Genomic DNA, 21,278 nt, shown 5'->3' on the forward strand with positions numbered 1-21,278 from the left:
GCGTCGACGCGACGGACGATCCTGCAAGAGCGCTCTTTTATGTGGGGGAAGCAACGAGCCGAGTCGGTCATCGCCCCCGGCGCGCGTGCACGACCGCAACTTCGCCTCTAGAATCTTCTGCTCCTTGCGGCACCCCGCGGCGCGCGCAGACATTGCAGTATTTGGAGGCATTCGATGTCGTTTTGCTTGCCCAGAGTCGCCTTGATCCTCGCCCTGGGACTCGCTGCGACAGCGTGCAGCTCCGCCCTGGAGGAGCCTCCTGACGAGATCGGTGAGGCGCCGGATGCCATTCAGGACGGATATCTCGACGACGGCGACAGGGCTGTCGTGGGCATCTACAACGACGAGATCGGCGCGATCTGCACCGGCAGCTTGATCGCCCCGAACGTGGTGCTGACGGCCCGTCATTGCGTGTCGGACATGGCCAATGAGCTCGACGGCCAGATCACCTGTCGATCCACGAGGTTCACGGACACGCACCTCGCGCGGCGGATCTTCGTGACGACCGACGCGGAGATCGGCAGGTACGCGCGTTTTTACGGCGGCAGCGAGGTCGTGCTGCTCCCCGGCGAGGGGACGGACGCGTTCTGCGGCAACGATCAGGCGATCCTGATCCTCGACGAGCCGATCCCGGAGAGCGAGGCCGTGCCGCTCGTGCCGCGCGTCGACGTGCCGCTCGTGGAGGGCGAGGAGTACTACGCGGTCGGCTTCGGGGCGACGAACGACGCGAGCACGGGCGCGGGCCTGCGGCGGCGCCGCGACAAGCTGTTCATCGACTGCGTGGCTGACGGCTGCCCGTCATCCCTGGTGAAGGCGACGGAGTGGGTCGGGGACACCGGCATCTGCGAGGGAGACTCGGGCGGACCCAGCCTCGACATGATGCACCGCGTGATCGGCGTGACCTCGCGCGGGGCCGCGGGCTGCGAGTATCCGATCTACGGCTATGTGTACCGCTGGGCGGAATGGATTAAAGAGACGACCGTGCGCGCCGCCCGTGCCGGAGGATACAAGGAGCCCCCCTGGGCGACCGGCTACCCCACCGATCCCGCCTATTCGGCGGAGGTCGGCGCCGCGTGCGGACAGCCGGAGCAGTGCCCTGCGAACGCGTGCCTCGACGGCTACTGCACGCGGCCCTGCAACGGGGCAGCGGCATGCCCCGACGGCTACAGCTGCAACGGCGAGCCCGGCTTCTGCGCCAAGGTCTCGGAGCCGTCCGCAGACGACGAGGGGAGCGGGTCCTGCAGCGCCAAGCCGCGGCCTGATCCGACGCAGCCGGTCCCCTGGGTGCTCGCGGCGGCGAGCCTGGGCGCCCTCGCGAGCCTCCGGCGGCTGCGCGGCCGAGAGCGGCTTGGCTGACGAGCAGCGCTCCTCCACGCGGAGCGCCCCCGGCCCCGCGCTCCTGCCGGGCGCTGCGGGGCCTGCGCTCCTGCCGGGCGCTGCGAGGCCTGCGCTCCTGCCGGGCGCGCCGGGCCGCGCGCTCTCGCGGCGGGCCGCGCTCGCCGGGCTCGCGGCGCTCGGGCTCGCGGCGTGCGGGCGCACCGCCCCGTCGCGCACGGCGGGAGCGCGCGTCGTCTCGCTGTCGCCCAGCACCACGGAGGCGGTCTGCGCCATCGGCGCCGGCGCGGCGCTCGTCGGCCGCTCCCGCTACTGCGACCACCCGCCCGAGGTGCTCCGCCTGCCGAGCGTCGGCGGCTACGCCGATCCGAGCATCGAGGCCATCATCGCGCTCTCGCCGACCCTCGTCGTCGGCGCCCGCGGCCCGGCGGGGCCCGCGCTCGACGAGTCGCTGCGCGCGCACGGGATCGCGACGTGTTTCCCCGACACCGAGTCGCTCGCGCAGATCGAGGACATGCTCACCGAGCTCGGGCGGCGGCTCGATGCGACGCCCGGCGCGGAGCAGGCGATCGGCCGGATCCGCGCCCGGCGCCGCGCTGTCGAGCAGGCCGTCGCCGCGAAAGGCGCCCCGCGCGTCCGGGCCGCCCTGCTTTACGACACCTCGCCCCTCTTCGTCGCGGGCCCCGGCAGCTTCCCCGATGAACTCATCCGTCTGGCCGGCGGCGAGAACGTGATCACCCGCGGCGGCGCCTACCCGTCGATCAGCGTCGAGCAGCTGCTCGTGCTGGATCCCGAGGTCCTGCTCGACGGCACGTCCAGCGACGGCGATATGCGGGGCGCCTCCAGGCTGGCGACGCTCAGGGACGCGCCCGGCTGGAGATCCCTGCGCGCCGTGCGCGAGGGGCGCCTGCGCCCGCTGAACACCGAGGTCGTGCTGCGCCCGGGCCCCCGCATCGGCGACGGCCTCGCCGCCGTGGCGCGGGCGCTCCACGGCGACGCGCTGGCGCTCTCCGACGACGCGGCCGTACCTCCCTCCCCCGGCGCCGCGGGCCTCGCGGCGCCCCTGCCCAGGACGGAGGCGCCATGACCCGCGTGCGCGCCGACGCCCTGCTCGTCGCCCGGAAGCTCGTCGGCTCACGGACCGAGGCGCAGGCGCTGATTATGGCCGGCAAGGTCACCTCGGGGCCGCGCCGCATCGACAAGCCGGGCACGCTGCTCCCGGAGGACGCCGAGGTCCACGTCGCCTCCGGCCCCCGGTTCGTCTCGCGCGGCGGCGACAAGCTCGAGCACGCGCTCGCGGCCTTCGCCGCGCACGGCCTCGACGTCGCCGGGAAGACGTGCGTCGACGTGGGCGCCTCGACCGGCGGCTTCACCGACTGCCTGCTCCAGCGCGGCGCGGCGCGGGTCTTCGCCGTCGACGTCGGCTACGGCCAGCTCGCCGCCAAGCTCCGCGCCGACGCGCGCGTCGAGGTGCGCGATCGGGTCAACGCCCGCGAGCTCCAGCGAGAGGACTTCGACGTCCCCATCGATCTCGTGGTCGTCGACGCGTCGTTCATCAGCATCTCCCGCCTCATCGACGCGATCGCCCGCCTGCTCCGCCCCTCGGGGGATCTCGTGGCGCTGATCAAGCCGCAGTTCGAGGCGGGCCGCGAGGCCGCCGCCCGCGGCCGCGGCGTCATCCGCGACGAGGCGACCCGCCTCGCGGCGATCGCCGAAGGGCGCCAGGCCATCGAGGCCGCGGGCTTCTCGGTCGTCGACCAGGTCGACAGCGCCGTGCGCGGTCCGAAGGGGAACGTCGAGCACTTCGTCCATGCGCGCCGCGTCGACCAGCCGCCACGTTGATCGGCCGCCGCGTCAGCCAGCCGCCATGTGCACCCCGTTGACCAGCCGCGGCGTCGGTTAGCCGCCATGCGCACCGCGTTGGCTGGCCACGGCCTGCGACGCCGCGCGCCACGACGCCGGGCTCGGTCGCCGGAATCCGTGGAAAGTCGAACACTTAAGATGCTCCACGCCGACCGCGCCGCGGCCCGACGGTGCTGACGTGCCGCGTAGACAATGGTAGACGCGGTGAGTACACGCGCTCTGAGCCGCTGCGTGGGCGGCCATGGCCAGCGCGGGCGACCCACGCGAGGCAGCCCGGCGACAGGGAGGACGACGACATGCTCGGACGACGGGGTTTGGTGAAGATGATCGCCGGGGCGCTCGCGCTCAGCGCGATGACGCTCGGTTGCGACAAGAAGGGTGAGACGCCGGCCGACAACGCGGCCCAGCACGCCAAGGACGACGCCGAGTGGAAGGTCGGCGCTTACTTCAGCCTCTCGGGCGAGGAGACGGCGTTCGGCGTCGACTCCAAGGAGGCTATCGATCTCGCGATCGACGAGATCAACAAGGCCGGTGGGGTCAAGGGCAAGCCGATCCACGTCCTCTACGAGGACAACAAGTCGAAGCCCGAGGAGGCGACCAACAAGGTCCTGCAGCTGATCGATCGGGATCACGTGCTGGCCCTCCTCGGCGAGGTCGCCTCGTCGCGGTCGCGCGCCGGCGGCATCGTCGCCAACAAGAAGAAGGTGCCGATGATCACGCCGTCCTCCACGAACCCGGACGTGACGAAGGTCGGCCCGTTCGTGTTCCGCGCCTGCTTCACCGACGACGTGCAGGGCCAGATGGGCGCGCAGTTCATCGTGAACACGCTCGGCAAGAAGAAGGTGGGGCTCTTCTTCGCCTCCGACGACCTCTACTCGTCGGGCCTCGCCAAGGAGTTCCGCGAGGAGGTGAAGCGCCTGGGCGGCGAGATCGTCATGGAGAAGAGCTTCCTCAAGAAGGAGACCAACTTCACGACGTACATCAACGAGCTCAAGTCGGCGAACCCCGAGATGATCTACGCGCCGATCTATTACACGAGCATGGCCCCGGTCGCGCGGCAGGCCAAGGCCGCGGGCGTACCAGGGAGCATGTTCGTGGGCAGCGACGGGTGGGACGCGAACGAGCTCCTGCGCGACGCCGCCGAGGAGCTCGACGGCGCGTACTTCACGAACCACTACGCGCCCGACGTCCCCTGGCCCAACTCGCAGGCCTTCGTGAAGAAGTACAAGGACCGGTACAACCGCACGCCGTCGAGCATCGCGGCCCAGGCCTACGACGCGGCCAGGCTGCTCGCCGACGCGATGGGGCGCGCGAAGGAGATGACGCCGGACGACATCCGGGCGGCCATCCAGGACACCAAGGGGTTCCAGGGCGCGACGGGCGTCATCAGCATCGATGCGGAGCGCAACGCGAACAAGCCGGTCGTCATCGTCCGGATCAAGGACAAGCAGTTTACCTACTACGCAACGGTCAACGACAAGGCTGCGAAGCAGTAGCGGTCGTTCCTGCGCGCTGGCTCGAGCGTGCGGAACGGGCGTCAAAGAGGTCTCCATGGAGAAGATCGTGAATGCCCTGATCACAGGGCTCGCCCAGGGGTCGATGATCGCGCTGGTCGCCCTCGGCTACACGATGGTTTACGGCATCCTCAAGCTCATCAACTTCGCTCATAGCGAGATCTTCATGATGGGCGCCTTCGCCGGGCTCTTCGGGATCGCGGCGTTCGGCGGCAACAGCGCGCCGCTGTTCGCGGGCGTGGCCGGCACCCTCTGCGCGATGGCCTTCGCGGGCGTCCTCGGGGTCGTCGTCGAGAAGGTGGCTTACGCGCCGCTCCGCTCACGGGGGCGGGGCCTCGCGAACACCCGGATCACGCCGCTGGTGACGGCGCTCGGGATGAGCGTGCTCCTCCAGAACCTGGCGCAGCTCCTCTTCACCGCCCGCTACCGCGGCTATCCGCAGCTCCTGCCGATCGAGCACACGCGGCAGGTGATCTTCGTCACCTCGATCCTCGTGATGATCGGCCTGGAGCTGCTCGTGCGGCGCACCTGGACGGGCAAGGCGATGCGCGCGCTCAGCGTGAACGTCGAGGCCGCCCGGCTGATGGGCGTCCGCACGAGCCGCATCATCGCGCTCACCTTCCTCACGGGCTCGATGCTCGCGGCGGTGGGCGCGGTGCTGTACTGCCTCGATCAGTCGCAGGTGTACCCCACGATGGGCGTCGTGATCGGCAACCGCGCGTTCGTGGCGGCGGTCATCGGCGGCATCGGCAACATCACGGGCGCCATGCTCGGGGGCATGCTGATCGGGATCATCGGAGAGATGACGAAGCTCACGCCCTACTCCGGCTTGCAGGACGTCCTTGTGTTCGCGGTGCTGATCGGGGTGCTCCTCGTGAAGCCGACGGGGCTGCTCGGCACGACCGGGACCGAGAAGGTGTAAGGCCGCCCTGGCCAGCCGGCCCACGCGCCGTGCTTCCATCCTCCAGAACGAGCAGGGCCGCCCTGGCCCGACGGCCCACGCGCCGCGCCTCCTTGCGGTATGCTCGGCGGATGCGACGCCTCGCTCTCGTCGTACCGCTCTCGCTGCTCGCGGCGTGCGCCCCGGTGCCCCCCGCCAACTGGGTGCGCGGCGGCGCGCTGCTCGACATCCCCCGCGCTCGCTGGGCGCTCGCCGACCTCACGGTCGACATCATGCCGGACGGCAAGATCCTCGTGAACGGCGAGCACCAGCTCAGCGTCGATCGCGGCGGGCGCGTGTTCGGCCTGGAGGCCGAGCCGGTGGCGTTGCTCGAGCCGGACGGCCGGGTCATGGGCCCGAACGACGATCCGCTGGGCCAGGTCGGCGTGCTGCACGCCTCGCTGCCGCGCCAGGCGAACGCCTGGATCACGGTCGCCGAGGGCGGCGCGGTGATCCGCTACGCCGACGACGGCGAGCGGGAGCCGCTCGGCGCCTGGATGGGGTGCGAGGCGACGGCGCGGGCGCACCAGGCCTGCACGCTGATCACGCACGTCCTCGGGATGCGCATGGACAAGCTGGCGCGGCCGCGCACGCCGGACGCGCTGCAGATGGGGCTCGGGAACGGGCTCGGGCTCGCGACGGGGTCGCTGTTTCCGTAGGTCGAACGCGCCTACTTCAGCAGCCAGCCGAACAGCATGCGCTTCGTCGTGTCGCGGGAGACGGCAGCGAGCGAGTCGACGAGCGGGATCTCCTTCGGGCATACCTCGACGCAGTTCTGCGACTTGCCGCAATCGGTGATCCCACCCTCGTTCATCACCGACTCGAGGCGCTCGCCCTCGTGCATCGCCCCCGAAGGGTGCATGTTGTAGAGCCGCACCAGGTTGATGGCGAAGGCGCCGACGAACTTCGTCCCGTCGCTGTACTGCGGGCACGCCTCGACGCAGCAGCCGCACGTCATGCAGCGGGAGAGCGGATATCGCTCCTGCTGCCGCTCCGGCGACTCGCGCGGGCCCGGGCCGAGCTCGTGCGTGCCGTCGATGTCAATCCACGCCCGCACGCGCTTCATGTCCTCGAACATCCGGCTCCGGTCGACGAGCAGGTCGCGCACGAGCGGGAACTTGGACATCGGCTCCAGCGTGATCACCTCGCCCTTCGGCGCGATCTGGTCGATGAGCGCCGAGCAGGCCTGTCGGACTCGACCGTTGATCACCATCGTGCACGAGCCGCAGACCTCCTCCAGACACACCGCCTCCCAGACGACAGGAGCCACCTCCTTGCCGTCCACGGTCCGCGGATCCTTCTGGATCTGCTGCAGCGCGCTGATCACGTTCATCTGCGGCAGGTAGGGGACCTTGAACTCCTCCCAGCGCCGCGACTCCGTCCGGTCTGCGGTGTCCTGCCGCCGCACGCGCAGGTGCACAAGCCGGCCGTCGCCCTTCGGCTGCGCCGGCGCCGCCGCCTCGTTCGCCTCGTCTCCGCTCGCCTTGGCCATCCTACACGCTCTTCTGCGACAGCTTCCCTGTCGTCGTCTGGATGTTCGCGGAGTTCGCGGCGCTCGCTGCGCTCGCCGCGCCCGCCTGCTCGTACTTGCGCTCCCGCGGCGTCACGAGCGACGTGTCCACCGCGTCCGTCACGTGGATCGACTGGCCGGCGCACGCGTAGTCGAACTCGCGGACGAACCTCACCGCGCCCTTCTCCTCGTGGCGCGCCAGCGTCGTGCGCATCCACGCGGCGTCGTTCCGGGCCGGGAACTCCGGCTTGTAGTGCGCCCCGCGCGACTCGTCGCGGTTCCTCGCGCCCTGCGCGATGACCCGCGCGAGCACCAGCATGTTCTCGAGGTGGCGCACGAACTGCGCCCCCTGGTTCACCCGCGGGGCCGTGTCCGTGCACTTGATCCGCCCCGCCCGCTCCTCGAGCTCGCCGAGCTTCTCGAGCACGCGGTCGAGCGTCGCGTTGTCGCGCTCGATCGTGCAGTCGCGCAGCATCGTCTCGCCGAGCTCCTGGTGCAGCCGGTACGCGTTCTCCGGCTGCTTCGCGTCCTGGTTCTGCGTCAGGATGCGCTGGTAGCTCGCCTCGGCGCGCTTCTCGGCCTTGTCGAAGATCGAGCGCGGCAGGTCGAGCGCGCTCCGCCTGATGCTCCGCTGATAGGTCGCCACCGCCGGCCCGCACACCATGCCGCCGTAGATGCACGAGAGCAGCGAGTTGGCGCCGAGCCGGTTGGCCCCGTGGTACTGGTAGTCCACCTCGCCCACCGCGTAGAGGCCCGGGATGCTCGTCGCGTGGTTGCGCGGCGACCCGGCCTTGAGCGAGCCCCGCGCGTCCGCCTCGTAGTCGACCCACAGGCCGCCCATCGAATAATGGACGGCCGGGAAGACCTTCATCGGGTTCTTGTACGGGTCGGTGCCCGCGAACTTCTCGTAGATCTCGAGGATGCCCGCGAGCTTCGACCGGAGGAACTTCTCGTCCTTGTGGGTCAGGTCGAGGTAGACCTCGTTCTCGTTGCGGCCCGTCGCGGGGTTCCAGATGCCGCGCCCCTCGTGGAAGCACGTCTTGAAGATCGCGCGCGCGGCGATGTCGCGGGGGACGAGGTTGCCGTAGCCGGGGTACATCCGCTCGAGGAGGTAGTCGCGCTCCTTCTCGGGGATGTCCCGCGGGCTCCGCGCGTCGCTCTTGTCCTTCGGCACCCAGACGCGGCCGCCCTCGCCGCGCGCGCTCTCCGAGATGAGCCGCAGCTTGTCGGCGCCGGGGATCGCCGTCGGGTGCACCTGGATGAACTCGCCGTTCGCGTACACAGCGCCCTGCTGGTAGACCGCCGACGCCGCCGTCCCCGTGCAGATCACGCTCAGCGTGGAGCGGCCGAAGACGATGCCGCAGCCGCCCGTCGCGAGCACGACCGCGTCGCCCGTGAAGGCGCGGATCTGCATCGATTTCAGGTCCTGCGCGACGCAGCCCACGCACGTGCCCGAGTCGTCGAGGATCGCCTCGAGGAAGTCCCAGAACTCGAACTTCCGGACCATCTTCTCGCCCGGGATCGCCACGCCGTGCTCGTCGGTCACGTCGGCGAGCTCGAACCGCCGCACCTGCTCGTCGAGCGCGTAGAGCAGCTGCTGCCCCGTCGTCGCGCCGGCGAACGCCGTGCGGTGGTACAGCGTGCCGCCGAAGCGGCGGAAGTCGAGCAGGCCCTCGGGCGTCCGGTTGAACGGCACGCCCATGCGATCGAGCATGTTCACGATGCCCGGCGCGGCCTCGGCCATCCCCTTGACGGGCGGCTGGTTCGCCAGGAAATCGCCGCCGTACGCCGTCTCCTCGAGGTGCACCTGGGGGCTGTCGCCCTCGCCCTTCGTGTTCACCGAGGCGTTGATGCCGCCCTGCGCGCACACCGAGTGCGATCGCTTCACCGGCACGAGGGAGATCAGGTCGACAGGGACCTTCGCCTCGCACAGCTTGATCACCGTCATCAGGCCGGCGAGCCCGCCCCCGACGACGATCACGCGCCGAACCTTCCCCCCCTCGCTCCTCGTCGTGCTCTTCGCGGCCATGTTCGATCCCGATGCTCCCGCGCCGCTCCCCGGAAGGGCGCGGCCGATACGATGGTCAGTGCGAGGCCGGCGCGCCCACGCCGGCGCCGATAGCCGCGCGCGCGGGGGCGCCGGTGGAACCGGTCGACGACGACGCGATGTCCGCGCAGGTGCGGCCCCCCTCCGCCGACGGGCCCGGCGTCCCGGGGAACGGCGCGCCGGTGGCGAAATAGATCACCGTGTTGGCGCCGAACAGGAAGACCACGAGGCCCACGGCGCCGAAGACCACCGCGGCCATGCGCTGCGCCCGGCGCGACACGGTGATCCCCCACGAGAAGCAGAAGCCCCAGAGGCCGTTGGCGAAGTGGAACACGCTCGCCGCGATGCCGAAGAGGTAGACGAGCGCGATCACCGGGACGCCGCCCACCGTCGACGCCATGTCGGCGCACAGCCGCGGGTAGAACTCCTCGGGCGCCATCCGGCCCAGCCACTTCTGCGCCCAGTACGACCAGAGGTGGAAGCCGATGAACGCGAAGGCGAGCACCCCGGTGACCCGCTGCAGCGTGTACATCCAGTTGCGCGAGAACGTGTAGCTGCCGACGTTCGGCTTGCCCTCGAGCACCAGCTTGACGCCGTAGAGGGCGTGGAACGCGAGCGGCAGCACGACGAGCCCGATCTCGAGCACGGGCAGGTACGGCATGTGCGAGATATCGGCGACGGCCGCGTCGAACCGCTCCTGCCCCTGGAGCGCCTTCGCGTTCGTCCAGAAATGGAAGAGCAGGAAACCGCCCACGGGGAGGGCGCCGGTGAGAGAATGCAGCTTGCGCAGGAGAAAGGACCGGCGGCTCTCGTGAAAGAGCGATCTCGCGGGGGTTGCCTCGGACACGCTGACCTCGATGGAAGGCGGGCGCGGCGGGTGTATGGGATGCCCCGGGTGACGTCAAGGTGAACGCAGTCGACAGTTCCGGCCGGTTTTCCGCTGCCTTTGGCGCGTCGAGCGGCGGCGCAGCGGCCAACCCGCGCCGCCGCGCCGCCCGGCGACGTCGGCCACTTCACTCCCGCGTGGCCGCGATCGCGGCCGCGGCCCTGCTCGCGCTCGGCGCCGCGGCCGCCGGCGCGGGCTGCGGCGCGCAGGACGGCGGAGCGCCGGTGAGCCCGGCGCTGGCCGGGTCGCCCGCGGCCCAGGCCGAGCTGCGCCCCCTCCTCTCGCGCTTCGCGAACGGCGCGCGCGCGGAGCGCATCGCGCTCGAGCCGGAGCTCCTCGCCTTCCGGGGGCGCCACGCCTCCGACGACCTCGCGCGCGTCGCGACCGTCCACCTCGCGTGGATCGCCCTGGAGCGAGGGGACCTCCGCCGCGCCGAGGCGCTCGCGGCCGAGGTCGAGGCGGCGGGGCGGAGCGCGATCGGCGATCTCGCGCGCGTGATCCGCGGCGCGGCGCTCCGGCGGGCCGGCAAGCCGAGGCCCGCCTTCGGGGTGCTGCGCCCGCTGGTGAGCAAGATGATCGACCCGTACGTGCGCGAGCTCCTCAACGAGGAGGTCACCACGGCCGCGATGGAGGCGAACGCGTGGACGCAGGCGATCGAGCTGATGAGCGTCTGGCTGCGCGAGGCCGACGACGACCGGCGCGCCGCCGTCCGGGCGCAGATCGGGGCGCAGCTGCGCGAGGTGCCGATCGATCACCTCGTCCGGGCGCTCCGCGCCGGGCAGGCGACCGGAGAGGTCGTGAGCCCGGAGCTCGACCTGCGCTCGCTGGTCGCCGAGCGCCTCGCGATCGTCGCCCGCGAGCGCCGCGACGTGGCGCTCGCGAAGGAGCTGATCGATCGGGCCGACGCGGCGCTCGGCACCCAGCGCGACGCGATCTTCGAGCTCGCGGCCGGCGCGGATGCCGCGCGCGTCGAGCCGCCCACGGTCGGCCTGCTGCTGTCGACGCGCACGCCCGCATCGCGCCGCCGCGGAGTCGAGATCGCCGCCGGCGTGGCGCACGGGCTCGGGCTGCTCCGGCCGGGCTCGGACGCGCGGCTCGTGAGCCGCGACGACGGCGGCGAGGGCAGCGTGGACGAGGCGCTGAACAGCCTCACCGCCGAGGGCGCCGCGGTGCTCATCGCCGGCTCCGATCGGGAGCAGGCGACCGAGGCGGCGAAGTTCGCGCGGACGCACGCGATCCCGGTGCTGCTCGTCCACCCGCCGGAGCCGGCGGCGCTGGACGGCGCGTTCGTCTTCGTCGTGGGCGAGGAGCCCGCGAGGAGCATCGAGGTGCTCGCCGCCGCGCTCGCGGAGCGGGGCGCGAAGCCGGTGGCGCTCGTGGGCGGCGATGCCGATGTCCGGAAGGACGCGGCCCCCGCGCCGCCGGGCGCTGCCGGGGCCGCGCCGGCGGGCGCCGCCGGGGCCGCGCCGGCGGGCGCTGCCGGGGCCGCGCCGGCGGGCGCTGCCGGGGCCGCGCCGCTGGCCGAGCACGGCATCGCGCTCGCGCTCCCCTGCGACGGGACCTTCGACGCGCGCGCCCTCCGGCCGCCGGCCATCCGCGGGATGGTCCTCGCCGGCGACGCGCGCTGCGCGGAGCAAGCGCTCCGCGCGGCTCCCCGCTCGGTGACGATCGCGCTCGCCTTCGAGACGGCCATCGCGCCGCCGCCGGGATCGCTCGTCGCGACGGCGGGGCTCTTTCCGCTCCTCGCGGCGCCCTCGGGCGCGCAGCCTCCGCCGGGCGCGGGCGATCCCAGGGCGACGCCTTCCTCGGGCGCGGCGGCCGCGCTCGCGGCGTGGCTCGCCACCCATCCGTCGCCGCCGAGCTTCTGGGCGGCGCTCGGGCGCGACGCCGGCGTGCTCGCCTGGGCCGGCGTGCAGCGGCTGCCGAAGACGGGCACCGAGGACCCGGCGGAGGTGAAGGCGCGGCGCCTCGCTGCCGTGAGCGCCATGAGCACCGCGACGGCGGAGCTCTGGACGACGTCGGCGGACGGCTTCGGCGGACGGCGCGTGCTGCCGCGGGTGATCGGCCACCGCGAGAGCGGGAAAGGGCGATGAGCGGGGCGAAAGCGCGGTGAACGAGGCGACTCACCCGGCCCGTGCCCGGTCATCGCAGGGGACGACGCGCGAGGCACAGCGTGGAGACCGTGCCGGCGCGTCGCCACGGGGCTGCTCCGGCCTGCCGGCGGGCGTAGCATGGCGCCGCATGATCCGCCGAGCCCTCTCCTGTGCCACCGCCGCCGCGCTCCTGGCGATCGCCCCCGCCGCGCTCGCCGATCGGGTGGCGTTGCTCCCCACGCGCGGGGGCACCGACGAGGCCGCCCGGAGCGCCGCCCAGGCCGAGGTCGCGCGCGGGCTCGCCGCCCTCGGCCACACCACGGCGCCGGACGGCGCGGTCGCGGCCGCGCTCAAGGACGTCGCCGATGGCGTCGCCGACAGCGCGGACGAGTACCGCGCCGTGAGCGCGCGGACGGGCGCGGACTGGGTCCTGACCGGCACCGTCGATCCTGCGGTCACGACCACCCGGATCGAGCTCACCGCGTACCTCGCCTCGACGGGCCGGGTCGAGTCGGTCGCCAGGGAGGTCGACCGGGGTAAAGAGGCCCGGCAGACGCAGGAGATGCTGGCGGTCCTGCTCCGCCCGGAGGGCATCGGCGTCGGCGAGCTCCCCTGGGAGCGCGCCGCGCGCTCCGCTCCGGCGAGCGCGCCCCCGCCTCCGGCCGCGGGAGGGACGATCGTGCTGCCCCCGGTGCCCGCGCCGCCGCCCGCGCCGCCCGCGAAGGAGGTGCTGATGGCGTATCCGCTCGGGCCGGAGCGCGTGTGGCCCGCGTACACGGGCGGGCGCCGGGTCGCCGTGTCCGGGTCGCTCGGGCTGGCCGTCGCGGCGGCGCGCCTCCCGGGCGCGAGCGGCAGCGCGGCCTCGCTGGTCGGGGAGGCGCGCGTGGCCTACGCGCCCGGCGACCGCGGGCTCGAGCTGTTCGCCGGCGGCGGCGGCAACCTGGCCGGCCCGTTCGCCGCCTGGATCGAGGGCGGCGCGCGCCTGCTGCTGACGCCCAGCCTGACGCCGCACGAGGGCGCGTGGCGCGCGTTCCCGCTCCACCTCGGCCCGTCGCTCCGCGCGGGCGCGTTCTTCAGGTCCGGCGCCGGCGCCGTGGGCCCCGATCTCACGACGTACCACGGCGACCTCGAGGTCCACCCGGTGCTCGGGGCGTCGCTCGACGTCGCGCTCGCGCTGAGCCCCTCGGTGCAGCTCGAGGCCCAGCTCGGCAACCTCCGGTGGGTTCCCACGGGGGGCGGCTCCCTGTTGCTCGTCGGCGCGACGCTCGGCGCCGGGGCCCGGTTCTGACGCATGCGCATCGAGCTGCCGAGCCGCCGCAGCACCATCCGCCTGGCGCGAGCGCTCGCCGGGCGCCTCGCGGGCGGCGATCTGGTCGTCCTCGCCGGCGATCTCGGCGCCGGGAAGACGTTCTTCGCCCGCGCCCTCTGCCGGGCGCTCGGCGTCCCGCCGGCGCTCCCGATCACCAGCCCGACGTTCACGCTGGTCCACGAGCACGAGGGCCGGGTCCCCATCGCGCACGCCGACGCCTACCGCCTCGGGGGCGCGTCCTCCGCGGAGGACGCGCGCGACGACGCCGCCGCGGAGCTCGCCCAGCTCGGGCTGCGCGAGCGCCGCGCCGAGGGCGCGCTCGTCGTGGTGGAGTGGGGCGAGCCGTTCGTGGAGGCGCTCGGGGGCGACGCGCTCCTGATCCGCCTCGCCGCGCCGGAGGATCCGGCCGCGCCCGGCCGTGCCGCCGAGATCAGGGCGACCGGCGCGCGGAGCGGCGAGGTGCTCGCCGCGGTGGATGACGAGCTGCGGCGCGGCTCCGTTGGATCGCGGGGAGCCGGGCCGGGCGCTGCGTGAAGCGCGTCGAGCGGCCGGAGCCTGGCGAGGGCGGGCGGGGGACCGCTGCACCTTCGGGCGGGCTCGACCGGCGCCTCGATCCACGCGCTGGCGCGAAGCGCACGTCGCAGCGCGTACGAGCGGGCGCGCAGGGCCATCGCGAGCCCGATCCCGTGCGCGGCGGCGTTGCGTGGTACAAGAGCGCACCGTGAAAGAAGGCGCTGAGACCAGCCACGGCCAGCTGCTCAACAGGGCGCTGGAGCCGGTCCTCGCGTTCCTCGACAACATCGGCAACATCGTCACGCTCACCTTCCAGACGATCGTCTGGCTCGTGCGCCCGCCGTTCCGCCCCGCCCAGTTCCTCGCGGCGATGGACTTCATGGGCGCGCAGTCGGTCTTCATCGTCGGCCTGACCGGCGTCTTCAGCGGCATGGTCGTGACGCTGCAGACGTCCTACGCGCTGCGCGCGTTCAGCGCCGAGGGCCGCGTCGGCGGCCTCGTCGCGGTCTCGCTGGCCCGCGAGCTCGCGCCGGTCTTCTCCGCGATCATGGTCACCGCCCGCGCCGGCAGCGCCATGGCCGCGGAGCTCGGCAACATGCGCGTCACCGAGCAGATCGACGCCATCGCGACGATGGGCGTGAGCCCCGTGCAGTACCTGCTCTCGCCGCGGCTCTTCGCCGCGACGGTGATGCTGCCGCTGCTCTGCATCCTGTACACGAGCGTCGGCATGTGCGGCTCGTACCTCGTGGCCGTGCTCTGGCTCGGCGGCGACGCGGGCGCGTTCTTCCAGAGCATCCGCGACTTCGCCCTCCCCAAGGACATCTCCATGGGGCTCATCAAGGCGTGCGTCTTCGGCTTCATCGTCTCGTCGATCTCGTGCCGCCACGGCTTCTACGCCTCCGGCGGCGCGCGCGGCGTCGGCGTCGCGACCACGCGCGCGGTCGTCGAGAGCTGCGTCACCGTGCTCGTCACGAACTACATCCTGACGCAGCTCTTGCTCGACATGTGAGCCGCAGCGGCGGACCTTCTCTACATCACGTCGACTGAACCGCTGATACGCGAATTCAGCCCTCCACTGGCACCCACACGTCCTCGGCCGGCACCTCGATCGGGCGCGTCGGCCACGGCCCTTCGCTCGGCGCGTCGAGCGGGTGAATCGACCACACCTGCATCTCGAACGCACGCATTCGCGCGCGCCGCGCAGGCCCGTGCAGGGGGAGCGTCACCTCCTCTGCGCCGGCCGCCATCGCCGCGGCCGCGTCGAGCCCGGCGCGCGCGATCTCGTCCTCCACCATCTCTCCGCAGTCCCACCGCGCCGAGCATCGTCGCCCGAAGAGCAGCCCAGGCTCGCTCACCGCCCCTCCGGTCAGCGCGCGGAGCGCCCGATCGGCCCAGAGCGTCCGGCAGAGATCGAAGAAGCGGGCGCGACCCATCCAGCCGGGCGGCTCCCCCGCGGCCTCCACGGCGCGACACTCCGTATCATGGCGGGATACCCATGCTTGGAATGGCGCGGACCCACCGATCCGATGCGCCCAGAGGGTGTCCGAGTGGCGCGTATACCCCGCGACCCAGAACGGCGCCCCGCGCGCCTCGAGCACGCGACGCTGGGCGGCGTCGAGCGCGTGCAGCCGGGCGCGTCTCGACAGGGAGAGGGCGTCGAGCTCTCGGGGATCGCTCAGCGGCGGGACGTCGAGCGCCGCCATCTCGCGATCGAGCGCCTCGATCTCGGCGAGGCGCTCCTCCGGCAGCAGGATCCCGGCCTCCGCCCGCAGCTGGGGCGCGAGGGCGCGCGCGTCGACGAGCGAGAGGTCGGACTTCCAGTCGTCGAGCTGCTGGAACTCCGGAAAGCCCGCGTCGGACCCGAGCGCCACGTGGAGCGCGCCTCCGAACGACAGGCTCGCCCGAGCGCGGACGCCGATCACCCCGGGGACGGCGAGGCGATCGACGTCGAGCCGGATGGGGCGATCGTGCGCGCGGGGATCCATCGGAGAGGTCTCGATACGCTATGCGGGCCCAGCGCGGGCTCCAAGCGCCCGACTTCATGAGCAGGACGCGCCTGGCACGTACCCGAGCCCGCCTTCCGCCGGGTCGGGTTGCATCTTCCGGTGGAGCCTCCGGGCGTCTAGCTTCGTGTGATGAGCACCTCGTCCCTCTCCAACCGCCGCTACACCCTGAAGGCGCGCCCCGAGGGCCCGCCGGACCGCAGCCATTTCGAGCTCCGCGAGGCTCCGGTCCGTGAGCCTGGCGATGGCGAAGTCCTCGTCCGCACACGCTACCTGTCCGTCGATCCGACGAACCGCCTCTGGATGAGCGACATGAAGCAGTACATGCCGCCCGTGAACCAGGGCGAGGTGATGCGCGCGGTCGGCGTCGGCGTCGTCGAGCGCTCCCGTCACCCCGACTATAACGCGGGAGACCTCGTGTCCGGCCTCCTCGGCTGGCAGGACTACAACGTCGCGGCTCCCGGCGAACTCGCCCTCACGCGCTTGCCCGCGCTGGACGTCCCGCTCGGCGCCTTCCTCTGCCCCCTTCACATAACCGGCGGCTTCACCGCCTACGTCGGCCTCTTCGATATCGCGCAGCCGAGGCCCGGCGAGACCATCGTCGTGTCCGCCGCCGCCGGCTCCGTGGGCTCCCTGGTCGGCCAGATGGGCAAGATCGCTGGCTGTCGCGTGGTGGGCATTGCCGGCAGCGACGCCGGGTGCCGCTATGTGACCGAGGAGCTCGGCTTCGACGCCTGCATCAATTACCGCACCGAGGATGTCGCGGCGGCGCTCGATCGCGCGTGTCCGAATGGCGTCGACATCGATTTCGAGAACGCGGGCGGCGACATCCTCGACACCGTGCTGGACAAGATGAACCTCTTCGGCAGGGTCACGGTCTGCGGCCTCATCTCGACCTACAACGACAAGCAGCCCCGCCCGGGCCCTGTGCGCTTCCCGCTCATCCTGATGCAGCGTCTCCGGGTGCAGGGCTTCGTCATCCTCGATCATCAAGCACGCTTCCCCGAGGCCTTCGAGAAGATCTACGGCTGGATCAAGGAGGGCAGGATCACCTGGCGCGAGCGCGTGGTGGAGGGCCTCGAGAACGCCCCGGATGCGCTCGCGATGCTCTTCCAGCCGAACAAGATTGGAAAGCTGCTGATCAAGGTCTCCGAGTAGTCGGCCAGGCCGGCGAACGCCCATGTCGACGAGGCGCGGCAGGGCGGTGAAGCACAAGGGCCAAGTCCCTGATGGGGATAGGCGCCGTCGCTGCGATTCGCGCGCTGATGGCCGGGACATCAATCCACACCTCCGGCGACGAGCTCCGTCCCTGCGGGCCGGTCAGCTCAGCGAGATGTCGAGCTCACAAGGAGACTACCGCAGCCCCCCCGGCGGATCCGGCTCCCGCAGCGCGATCAGCGCCGGCGAGAGCTGCACCGGGTACCTCGCCGGCGCGCGCAGGAGCGCGACCGCGTCCGGCAGCAGCTGGCGCGCCGCCAGGGAGCGCTCGCGCCCGGCGCTCGCCGGCTCGGGCGACTCGAGCGCGCGCCCGCCGCGCATCGCCGCGCGCGCGAGCGGGGCGAGCCGCGCGGCCCCGAGCGCGCGCGGCGCCAGCATCCGCTCGTGCGCGAGGTGGATCACGTCGAAGGCCGCGCGCCCCGCCTCGTCGTAGTAGCGCGCCACCATCTTCCGCCCCGCGATCACGTCGCCGCGATCGCTCGTGCCCTGCCGGAGCGCCCACGCGCCCGACTCCTCGAGCGCCACGAGCTCGCAGCGCGCCGCCGGCAGCCCCTCGGCGGCCTCCGCGAGCCCCGACGCGACCCAGGCGCCCGCGCTCGCGCCCACGCGCCTCGCCTCGAGGAGCAGCGCCTCCTCGTCCTGGCCCCCGAGGTCGACCATCCGATCGGCGTACCAGGGCCAGCTGCCCTCGAGCGGGGACGGCGGCGGCGCGAGCTCGCCGAGGTCGATCCCCGCCTCGCAGCGGAACGGGATGCCGAGCGCCGTGGCCGCGAGCGCGCTCGTCGTCGCCGCGGCGCCGCCCACGTGCGCCGCGCGGGCGAGCGCGAGCGCCTCGTCGGCGAACGGCACGCTGGCCGACGACCCGTCGACGATGTCGCCGCCGCCCGCCGCGATGTGGAGCCGCGCGGCCCGCGTCGCCACGGCCGTGCCGCGGCGGAGCGCCGGGACGAGCAGCGCGCCCACGAGCAGCGCCTCGACGAACGGCCCCTCCACCGAGGCGACGGGCGTCCCAGGGAAGGCGATCGTCCCGTCGGGCATCGCGTCGATGTCGACGGAGATCGGCGCGCCGGCGAGCCGCTCCTCGAGCGCGTCGCTCAGGCCGCACGCCGCGCGCGCCGCGGAGACCGCCGCCGCGTCGAAGCGCGCTCCGTCCACGGCGAGCGCCTCGAGCGCCGCCTCTACGCCAGCGACCACGAGGAAGCCCGTGTGGGTCGGCATCGCCGTGAAGGCGAGCTCGAAGCTCGCGCGCCGATCGGCGACCCCCGCGTGGACGAGGCGATCGGCGTCGAGCAGCGCGCGTCCATCGCGGAGCAGCGGGCTCGCTCGCAGCAGGGCCGCCGGCATCGGCCTCGCTCAGAGCCGCTCGGCCAGCATCCGCGTGCCGGCGACCGTAGAGCCCTCGTCGAAGAGGAACGGCAGCATCACGGTGGGCAGGTCGAGGTCGCGGCGCAGGCGGGCCAGGCTCTCGCGCTGCACCGACTCGCGGATCGCCCGCCGCGCGCCCGCCACGAAGGCGCTCTCGACGGTGTCCGCGGCGCGCGCCGGCGCCTGGATGTCGAGGCGCGCAGGGTCGACGAGGAGCGCCCGCTGCTCCTCGGGCGAGAACAGCGCCGGCAGCACGCCGTTGATGATCACCCGGTGGACGGGCAGGCCAAGGTCGCCTCGGACCTCCGCCACGAGCTCGACGGTCTCCGTGGCCGGCATCTCCTCCGGCAGCGTCACCACGACGACCCCGCTCCGCGCGGGATCCCTGAACATCGCCCACGCCGCCTCGGCGTCCCGGCGCAGGATGCCCGGCGGCGCCACGTCGAGGATCACCTTCGGCACCCGCAGCATGTCCACCCCGTGCCCCGTCGCGGGCGCGTCGAGCAGGACCACATCGAAGCGGTTGGAGCCGTCCGGGAGCAGCTCCGTCGTGTGGAACCACGCCTTGCCGAGCATCGCCCACTCGAACAGCCCGGGCACCGCGCGGAAGAAGGTGCGCGTGTACTTGTTGTCGAAGACGAGATCGGCCGCGGCGCGCACCTTCAGGACCATCTCGCCGTACTCCCGGAGGGCCCTGTCCGGCGAGATGTTCACCGCCCACACGCGCTGGCCGACCTGCATCACCTCAGGGCCGATCGGCTTCGAGCCGAGGATGGCGGAGAGCCGCTCCTTCGTGTGGCACATCGCGACGAGGACGCGCTTGCCGCGGGCCGCGAAGGCCAGGGCGAGGGCCCCCGAGATCGTCGTCTTCCCGACGCCTCCCTTGCCGGTCACGAACAGGAAGCGCCGGCGCTCGAGCTCCGGCAGGCCATGGCCGAGCACGCCCGCTTCTGAGGCTTGATGGACGCTGGTCATTCCTCGCCAGCGGAGTTACGCGCAAGCTCAGGCGAAGGCAACCCGGATCAAGGAAACGGGCTCTGCTATGCATCGCTCATGCGCATCACCGAGCGACACCTCGAACCGCTGAACCGACGCTTCCAAGGCGCGTCACCCGTGGAGCTCCTCCGCTTCGTCCGCGATTCCTTCGGCCCGCGCGCGGCCATCATGAGCAGCATGCAGCGCGCCGGGACCGCGCTGTGCCACATGGCCGACCGCGCCGGGCTCTCCTTCGACGTGATCTTCGTCGACACCGGCGTGCTCCACGCCGAGACGCTCGCCACCCGCGACGAGCTCGCGCGGACCCACCCGAACCTGCGCGTCGTCACGCTCTCGCCCGAGCGCACCTTCGCGCAGCAGACGCGCGAGGAAGGGCTGCTCTACCTCTCGAAGGAGGGCCAGGAGCGCTGCTGCGACCTCCGCAAATCGGCCCCGCTGAGCGCCATCCGGGGCCGCTACGACGCGCTCGTCGCGGCGCTGCGGCGGGGCGAGGGCGGCGCCCGCGCGAAGGTCGCGCCGTTCGGCCTCGACCCCGCGAACAACACGCTCCGCGTCCACCCCTTCGCGTCGCTGACCGGCGAGGAGCTCGACGCGTACTTCGCCGCGCACGAGGACGCGATCGAGAACCCGCTGCACGGGATGGGCTTCCGCACCATCGGCTGCTTCCCCTGCACGACGCCGGTGCTGCCGGACGAGCCCGAGCGCGCCGGGCGCTGGCGCCACCTGGCGAGCGTCGAGTACTGCGGGATCAACCCCGTGGACCGGGGAGACACCGACGGCGGCGTCGACCTCGACGACCGGTACGAGCGCCTGTTCGCGGCGTGATGGTCGACGGCCCGCGCGAGCACGTCGACGCGGCGTGGCACCTCGACGCGGCGTGACGATCGCCTGCGAACACCGGTTCGCGGCAGCTCGATCTTGACTCAAACGGCATGCAGGGAGATTTGCCCCGCATGCCGGCGAGCTACTTCGACGTAGACGGCACCCTGGTCACGACGAACCTCGTGCACCCGACGGTGTTCTACATGATGAACCAGCCGACGCCGATGCACAGCCTCGCGAAGCTCGGCCGCGCCCTCGTGAAGGCGCCGTGGATGGCGATGGCGGAGCTGCAGGATCGGCGCCTCTTCAACGAGCTGCTCTTCAGCTCGTTCGAGGGCGTCTCCGAGGATCGCCTCGTGGCGCTCGCGGAGGAGGCGTTCGCGAAGGTGCTCAAGCCGGCCATCTACGCGAAGGCGCGGGACCTCGTGAAGTGCAGCCTCGACAAGGGGCACGACGTCGTCCTCGTCTCCGGCGCGCTGGATTTCCTGATGCAGCTGCTCGCCGATCACCTCGGCGCGACGGGCATCATCGCGAACCGCCTCGAGGTGAAGGATCGGTTCGCGACGGGCAAGCTCCTGCGCCCGGTGGTGGCCGGGCCCGAGAAGGCGCGGCTCATCCGCGAGCACGCCCACGCGCACGGGCACGACCTCGACGAGTGCTTCGCCTACTCGGACAGCTACTCGGACGTCCCGATGCTCTCGGTCGTCGGCTACCCGGCGGCGGTGAACCCGGACCGCAAGCTCAAGATGCTCGCGCAGGCGTACCACTGGCCGATCCTCCACCTCGCCGCATGACCCCTGCCTCCCCCGGACGGCGGGAGGCCACCCCCCAGCCCAACACGTCGCACCCCCTGCTCTGAAGGTC

Annotated in this window: 19 protein-coding genes; 13 read left to right on the top strand and 6 right to left on the bottom strand. The window is 72.6% G+C overall.

All coding sequences use genetic code 11. The annotated features are described in order from the left end of the window. The first annotated feature begins 174 nt into the window (after nucleotides 1-174). The 6 genes from POL72_RS38390 to POL72_RS38415 all read left to right on the top strand — a co-directional run bounded on the left by POL72_RS38390 (nucleotide 175) and on the right by POL72_RS38415 (nucleotide 6,311). Nucleotides 175-1,356 carry a trypsin-like serine peptidase gene (locus POL72_RS38390; RefSeq protein WP_272101820.1) on the top strand — a complete coding sequence of 394 codons (1,182 nt, stop codon included), beginning with the start codon at nucleotides 175-177 and terminating at the stop codon, nucleotides 1,354-1,356. Beyond that, nucleotides 1,349-2,422 carry an ABC transporter substrate-binding protein gene (locus POL72_RS38395; RefSeq protein ID WP_272101821.1) on the top strand — a complete coding sequence of 358 codons (1,074 nt, stop codon included), beginning with the start codon at nucleotides 1,349-1,351 and terminating at the stop codon, nucleotides 2,420-2,422. Before POL72_RS38390 ends, POL72_RS38395 begins: the two co-directional genes overlap by 8 nt. Next, a complete protein-coding gene (locus POL72_RS38400; protein ID WP_272101822.1) occupies nucleotides 2,419-3,177 on the top strand; it encodes a TlyA family RNA methyltransferase in 759 nt (252 codons plus the stop codon). The genes POL72_RS38395 and POL72_RS38400 overlap by 4 nt, the downstream gene beginning before the upstream one ends. A gap of 317 nt (nucleotides 3,178-3,494) precedes the next feature. Continuing rightward, nucleotides 3,495-4,694: an ABC transporter substrate-binding protein gene (locus POL72_RS38405; RefSeq protein ID WP_272101823.1), complete on the top strand. Its 1,200-nt coding sequence runs from the start codon at nucleotides 3,495-3,497 to the stop codon at nucleotides 4,692-4,694. Nucleotides 4,695-4,749: 55 nt separating this feature from the next. Continuing rightward, nucleotides 4,750-5,634: a branched-chain amino acid ABC transporter permease gene (locus POL72_RS38410; RefSeq protein WP_272101824.1), complete on the top strand. Its 885-nt coding sequence runs from the start codon at nucleotides 4,750-4,752 to the stop codon at nucleotides 5,632-5,634. A gap of 110 nt (nucleotides 5,635-5,744) precedes the next feature. Continuing rightward, on the top strand, nucleotides 5,745-6,311 hold the full coding sequence (locus POL72_RS38415; protein ID WP_272101825.1) for a hypothetical protein: 567 nt from the start codon (nucleotides 5,745-5,747) through the stop codon (nucleotides 6,309-6,311). 11 nt (nucleotides 6,312-6,322) lie between these two features. On the opposite strand, the gene sdhB is transcribed toward POL72_RS38415, so the two are convergent. Genes sdhB through POL72_RS38430 form a run of 3 tightly spaced genes read right to left on the bottom strand, consistent with a single transcriptional unit; the run spans nucleotide 6,323 to nucleotide 10,056 of the window. Continuing rightward, nucleotides 6,323-7,144 carry a succinate dehydrogenase iron-sulfur subunit gene (gene sdhB / locus POL72_RS38420; protein WP_272101826.1) on the bottom strand — a complete coding sequence of 274 codons (822 nt, stop codon included), beginning with the start codon at nucleotides 7,142-7,144 and terminating at the stop codon, nucleotides 6,323-6,325. Between the two features lies 1 nt (nucleotide 7,145). After that, entirely contained in the window at nucleotides 7,146-9,191 is a 2,046-nt protein-coding gene (gene sdhA / locus POL72_RS38425; protein ID WP_272101827.1) for a succinate dehydrogenase flavoprotein subunit, read from the bottom strand. 55 nt (nucleotides 9,192-9,246) lie between these two features. Then, nucleotides 9,247-10,056: a succinate dehydrogenase/fumarate reductase transmembrane subunit gene (locus POL72_RS38430; RefSeq protein WP_272101828.1), complete on the bottom strand. Its 810-nt coding sequence runs from the start codon at nucleotides 10,054-10,056 to the stop codon at nucleotides 9,247-9,249. Nucleotides 10,057-10,232: 176 nt separating this feature from the next. On the opposite strand from POL72_RS38430, the gene POL72_RS38435 reads away from it, so the two are divergent. The 4 genes from POL72_RS38435 (at nucleotide 10,233) to POL72_RS38450 (ending at nucleotide 15,019) form a co-directional block, all read left to right on the top strand. After that, a complete protein-coding gene (locus tag POL72_RS38435; protein WP_272101829.1) occupies nucleotides 10,233-12,188 on the top strand; it encodes a hypothetical protein in 1,956 nt (651 codons plus the stop codon). A 148-nt stretch (nucleotides 12,189-12,336) separates the two neighbouring features. Then, nucleotides 12,337-13,476: a hypothetical protein gene (locus POL72_RS38440; RefSeq protein WP_272101830.1), complete on the top strand. Its 1,140-nt coding sequence runs from the start codon at nucleotides 12,337-12,339 to the stop codon at nucleotides 13,474-13,476. A gap of 3 nt (nucleotides 13,477-13,479) precedes the next feature. Continuing rightward, entirely contained in the window at nucleotides 13,480-14,031 is a 552-nt protein-coding gene (tsaE, locus tag POL72_RS38445) for a tRNA (adenosine(37)-N6)-threonylcarbamoyltransferase complex ATPase subunit type 1 TsaE (protein WP_272101831.1), read from the top strand. 187 nt (nucleotides 14,032-14,218) lie between these two features. Beyond that, the gene (locus tag POL72_RS38450) at nucleotides 14,219-15,019 is read left to right on the top strand and encodes an MlaE family ABC transporter permease (protein ID WP_272101832.1); all 801 of its coding nucleotides are present in this window, start codon (nucleotides 14,219-14,221) and stop codon (nucleotides 15,017-15,019) included. A 55-nt stretch (nucleotides 15,020-15,074) separates the two neighbouring features. Here the strand turns inward: POL72_RS38450 and POL72_RS38455 are convergent, their stop codons facing one another. Further along, on the bottom strand, nucleotides 15,075-15,995 hold the full coding sequence (locus tag POL72_RS38455; protein WP_272101833.1) for a hypothetical protein: 921 nt from the start codon (nucleotides 15,993-15,995) through the stop codon (nucleotides 15,075-15,077). A gap of 150 nt (nucleotides 15,996-16,145) precedes the next feature. Between POL72_RS38455 and POL72_RS38460 the strand changes: the two genes are divergently transcribed. Beyond that, nucleotides 16,146-17,171, top strand: a complete 1,026-nt coding sequence (locus tag POL72_RS38460) for an NADP-dependent oxidoreductase (protein ID WP_272101834.1) — start codon at nucleotides 16,146-16,148, stop codon at nucleotides 17,169-17,171. A 195-nt stretch (nucleotides 17,172-17,366) separates the two neighbouring features. Here the strand turns inward: POL72_RS38460 and POL72_RS38465 are convergent, their stop codons facing one another. After that, entirely contained in the window at nucleotides 17,367-18,575 is a 1,209-nt protein-coding gene (locus POL72_RS38465) for a beta/alpha barrel domain-containing protein (protein ID WP_272101835.1), read from the bottom strand. A 9-nt stretch (nucleotides 18,576-18,584) separates the two neighbouring features. Beyond that, nucleotides 18,585-19,538, bottom strand: a complete 954-nt coding sequence (locus POL72_RS38470; protein ID WP_272101836.1) for an ArsA family ATPase — start codon at nucleotides 19,536-19,538, stop codon at nucleotides 18,585-18,587. Nucleotides 19,539-19,649: 111 nt separating this feature from the next. Here POL72_RS38470 and POL72_RS38475 point away from each other — a divergent pair, with 111 nt between their 5' ends. Continuing rightward, nucleotides 19,650-20,417, top strand: coding sequence for a phosphoadenylyl-sulfate reductase (locus tag POL72_RS38475; RefSeq protein ID WP_272101837.1), 768 nt, complete (start codon nucleotides 19,650-19,652; stop codon nucleotides 20,415-20,417). A gap of 128 nt (nucleotides 20,418-20,545) precedes the next feature. After that, nucleotides 20,546-21,208, top strand: a complete 663-nt coding sequence (locus POL72_RS38480) for an HAD family hydrolase (RefSeq protein WP_272101838.1) — start codon at nucleotides 20,546-20,548, stop codon at nucleotides 21,206-21,208. Nucleotides 21,209-21,278 lie beyond the last annotated feature (70 nt).

The sequence above is a fragment of the Sorangium aterium genome, assembly GCF_028368935.1.
Classification (GTDB): Bacteria; Myxococcota_A; Polyangia; order Polyangiales; family Polyangiaceae; genus Sorangium; species Sorangium atrum.

Bases quoted from the DNA above. Each gene is read 5' to 3' on its own strand.
- POL72_RS38400 (WP_272101822.1), top strand. From the start codon at position 2,419: ATGACCCGCGTGCGCGCCGACGCCCTGCTCGTCGCCCGGAAGCTCGTC.
- POL72_RS38460 (WP_272101834.1), top strand. From the start codon at position 16,146: ATGAGCACCTCGTCCCTCTCCAACCGCCGCTACACCCTGAAGGCGCGC.
- POL72_RS38475 (WP_272101837.1), top strand. From the start codon at position 19,650: ATGCGCATCACCGAGCGACACCTCGAACCGCTGAACCGACGCTTCCAA.
- POL72_RS38390 (WP_272101820.1), top strand. From the start codon at position 175: ATGTCGTTTTGCTTGCCCAGAGTCGCCTTGATCCTCGCCCTGGGACTC.
- POL72_RS38410 (WP_272101824.1), top strand. From the start codon at position 4,750: ATGGAGAAGATCGTGAATGCCCTGATCACAGGGCTCGCCCAGGGGTCG.
- sdhB (WP_272101826.1), bottom strand. From the start codon at position 7,144: ATGGCCAAGGCGAGCGGAGACGAGGCGAACGAGGCGGCGGCGCCGGCG.
- POL72_RS38415 (WP_272101825.1), top strand. From the start codon at position 5,745: ATGCGACGCCTCGCTCTCGTCGTACCGCTCTCGCTGCTCGCGGCGTGC.
- sdhA (WP_272101827.1), bottom strand. From the start codon at position 9,191: ATGGCCGCGAAGAGCACGACGAGGAGCGAGGGGGGGAAGGTTCGGCGC.
- POL72_RS38480 (WP_272101838.1), top strand. From the start codon at position 20,546: ATGCCGGCGAGCTACTTCGACGTAGACGGCACCCTGGTCACGACGAAC.
- tsaE (WP_272101831.1), top strand. From the start codon at position 13,480: ATGCGCATCGAGCTGCCGAGCCGCCGCAGCACCATCCGCCTGGCGCGA.
- POL72_RS38465 (WP_272101835.1), bottom strand. From the start codon at position 18,575: ATGCCGGCGGCCCTGCTGCGAGCGAGCCCGCTGCTCCGCGATGGACGC.
- POL72_RS38405 (WP_272101823.1), top strand. From the start codon at position 3,495: ATGCTCGGACGACGGGGTTTGGTGAAGATGATCGCCGGGGCGCTCGCG.
- POL72_RS38455 (WP_272101833.1), bottom strand. From the start codon at position 15,995: ATGGATCCCCGCGCGCACGATCGCCCCATCCGGCTCGACGTCGATCGC.
- POL72_RS38440 (WP_272101830.1), top strand. From the start codon at position 12,337: ATGATCCGCCGAGCCCTCTCCTGTGCCACCGCCGCCGCGCTCCTGGCG.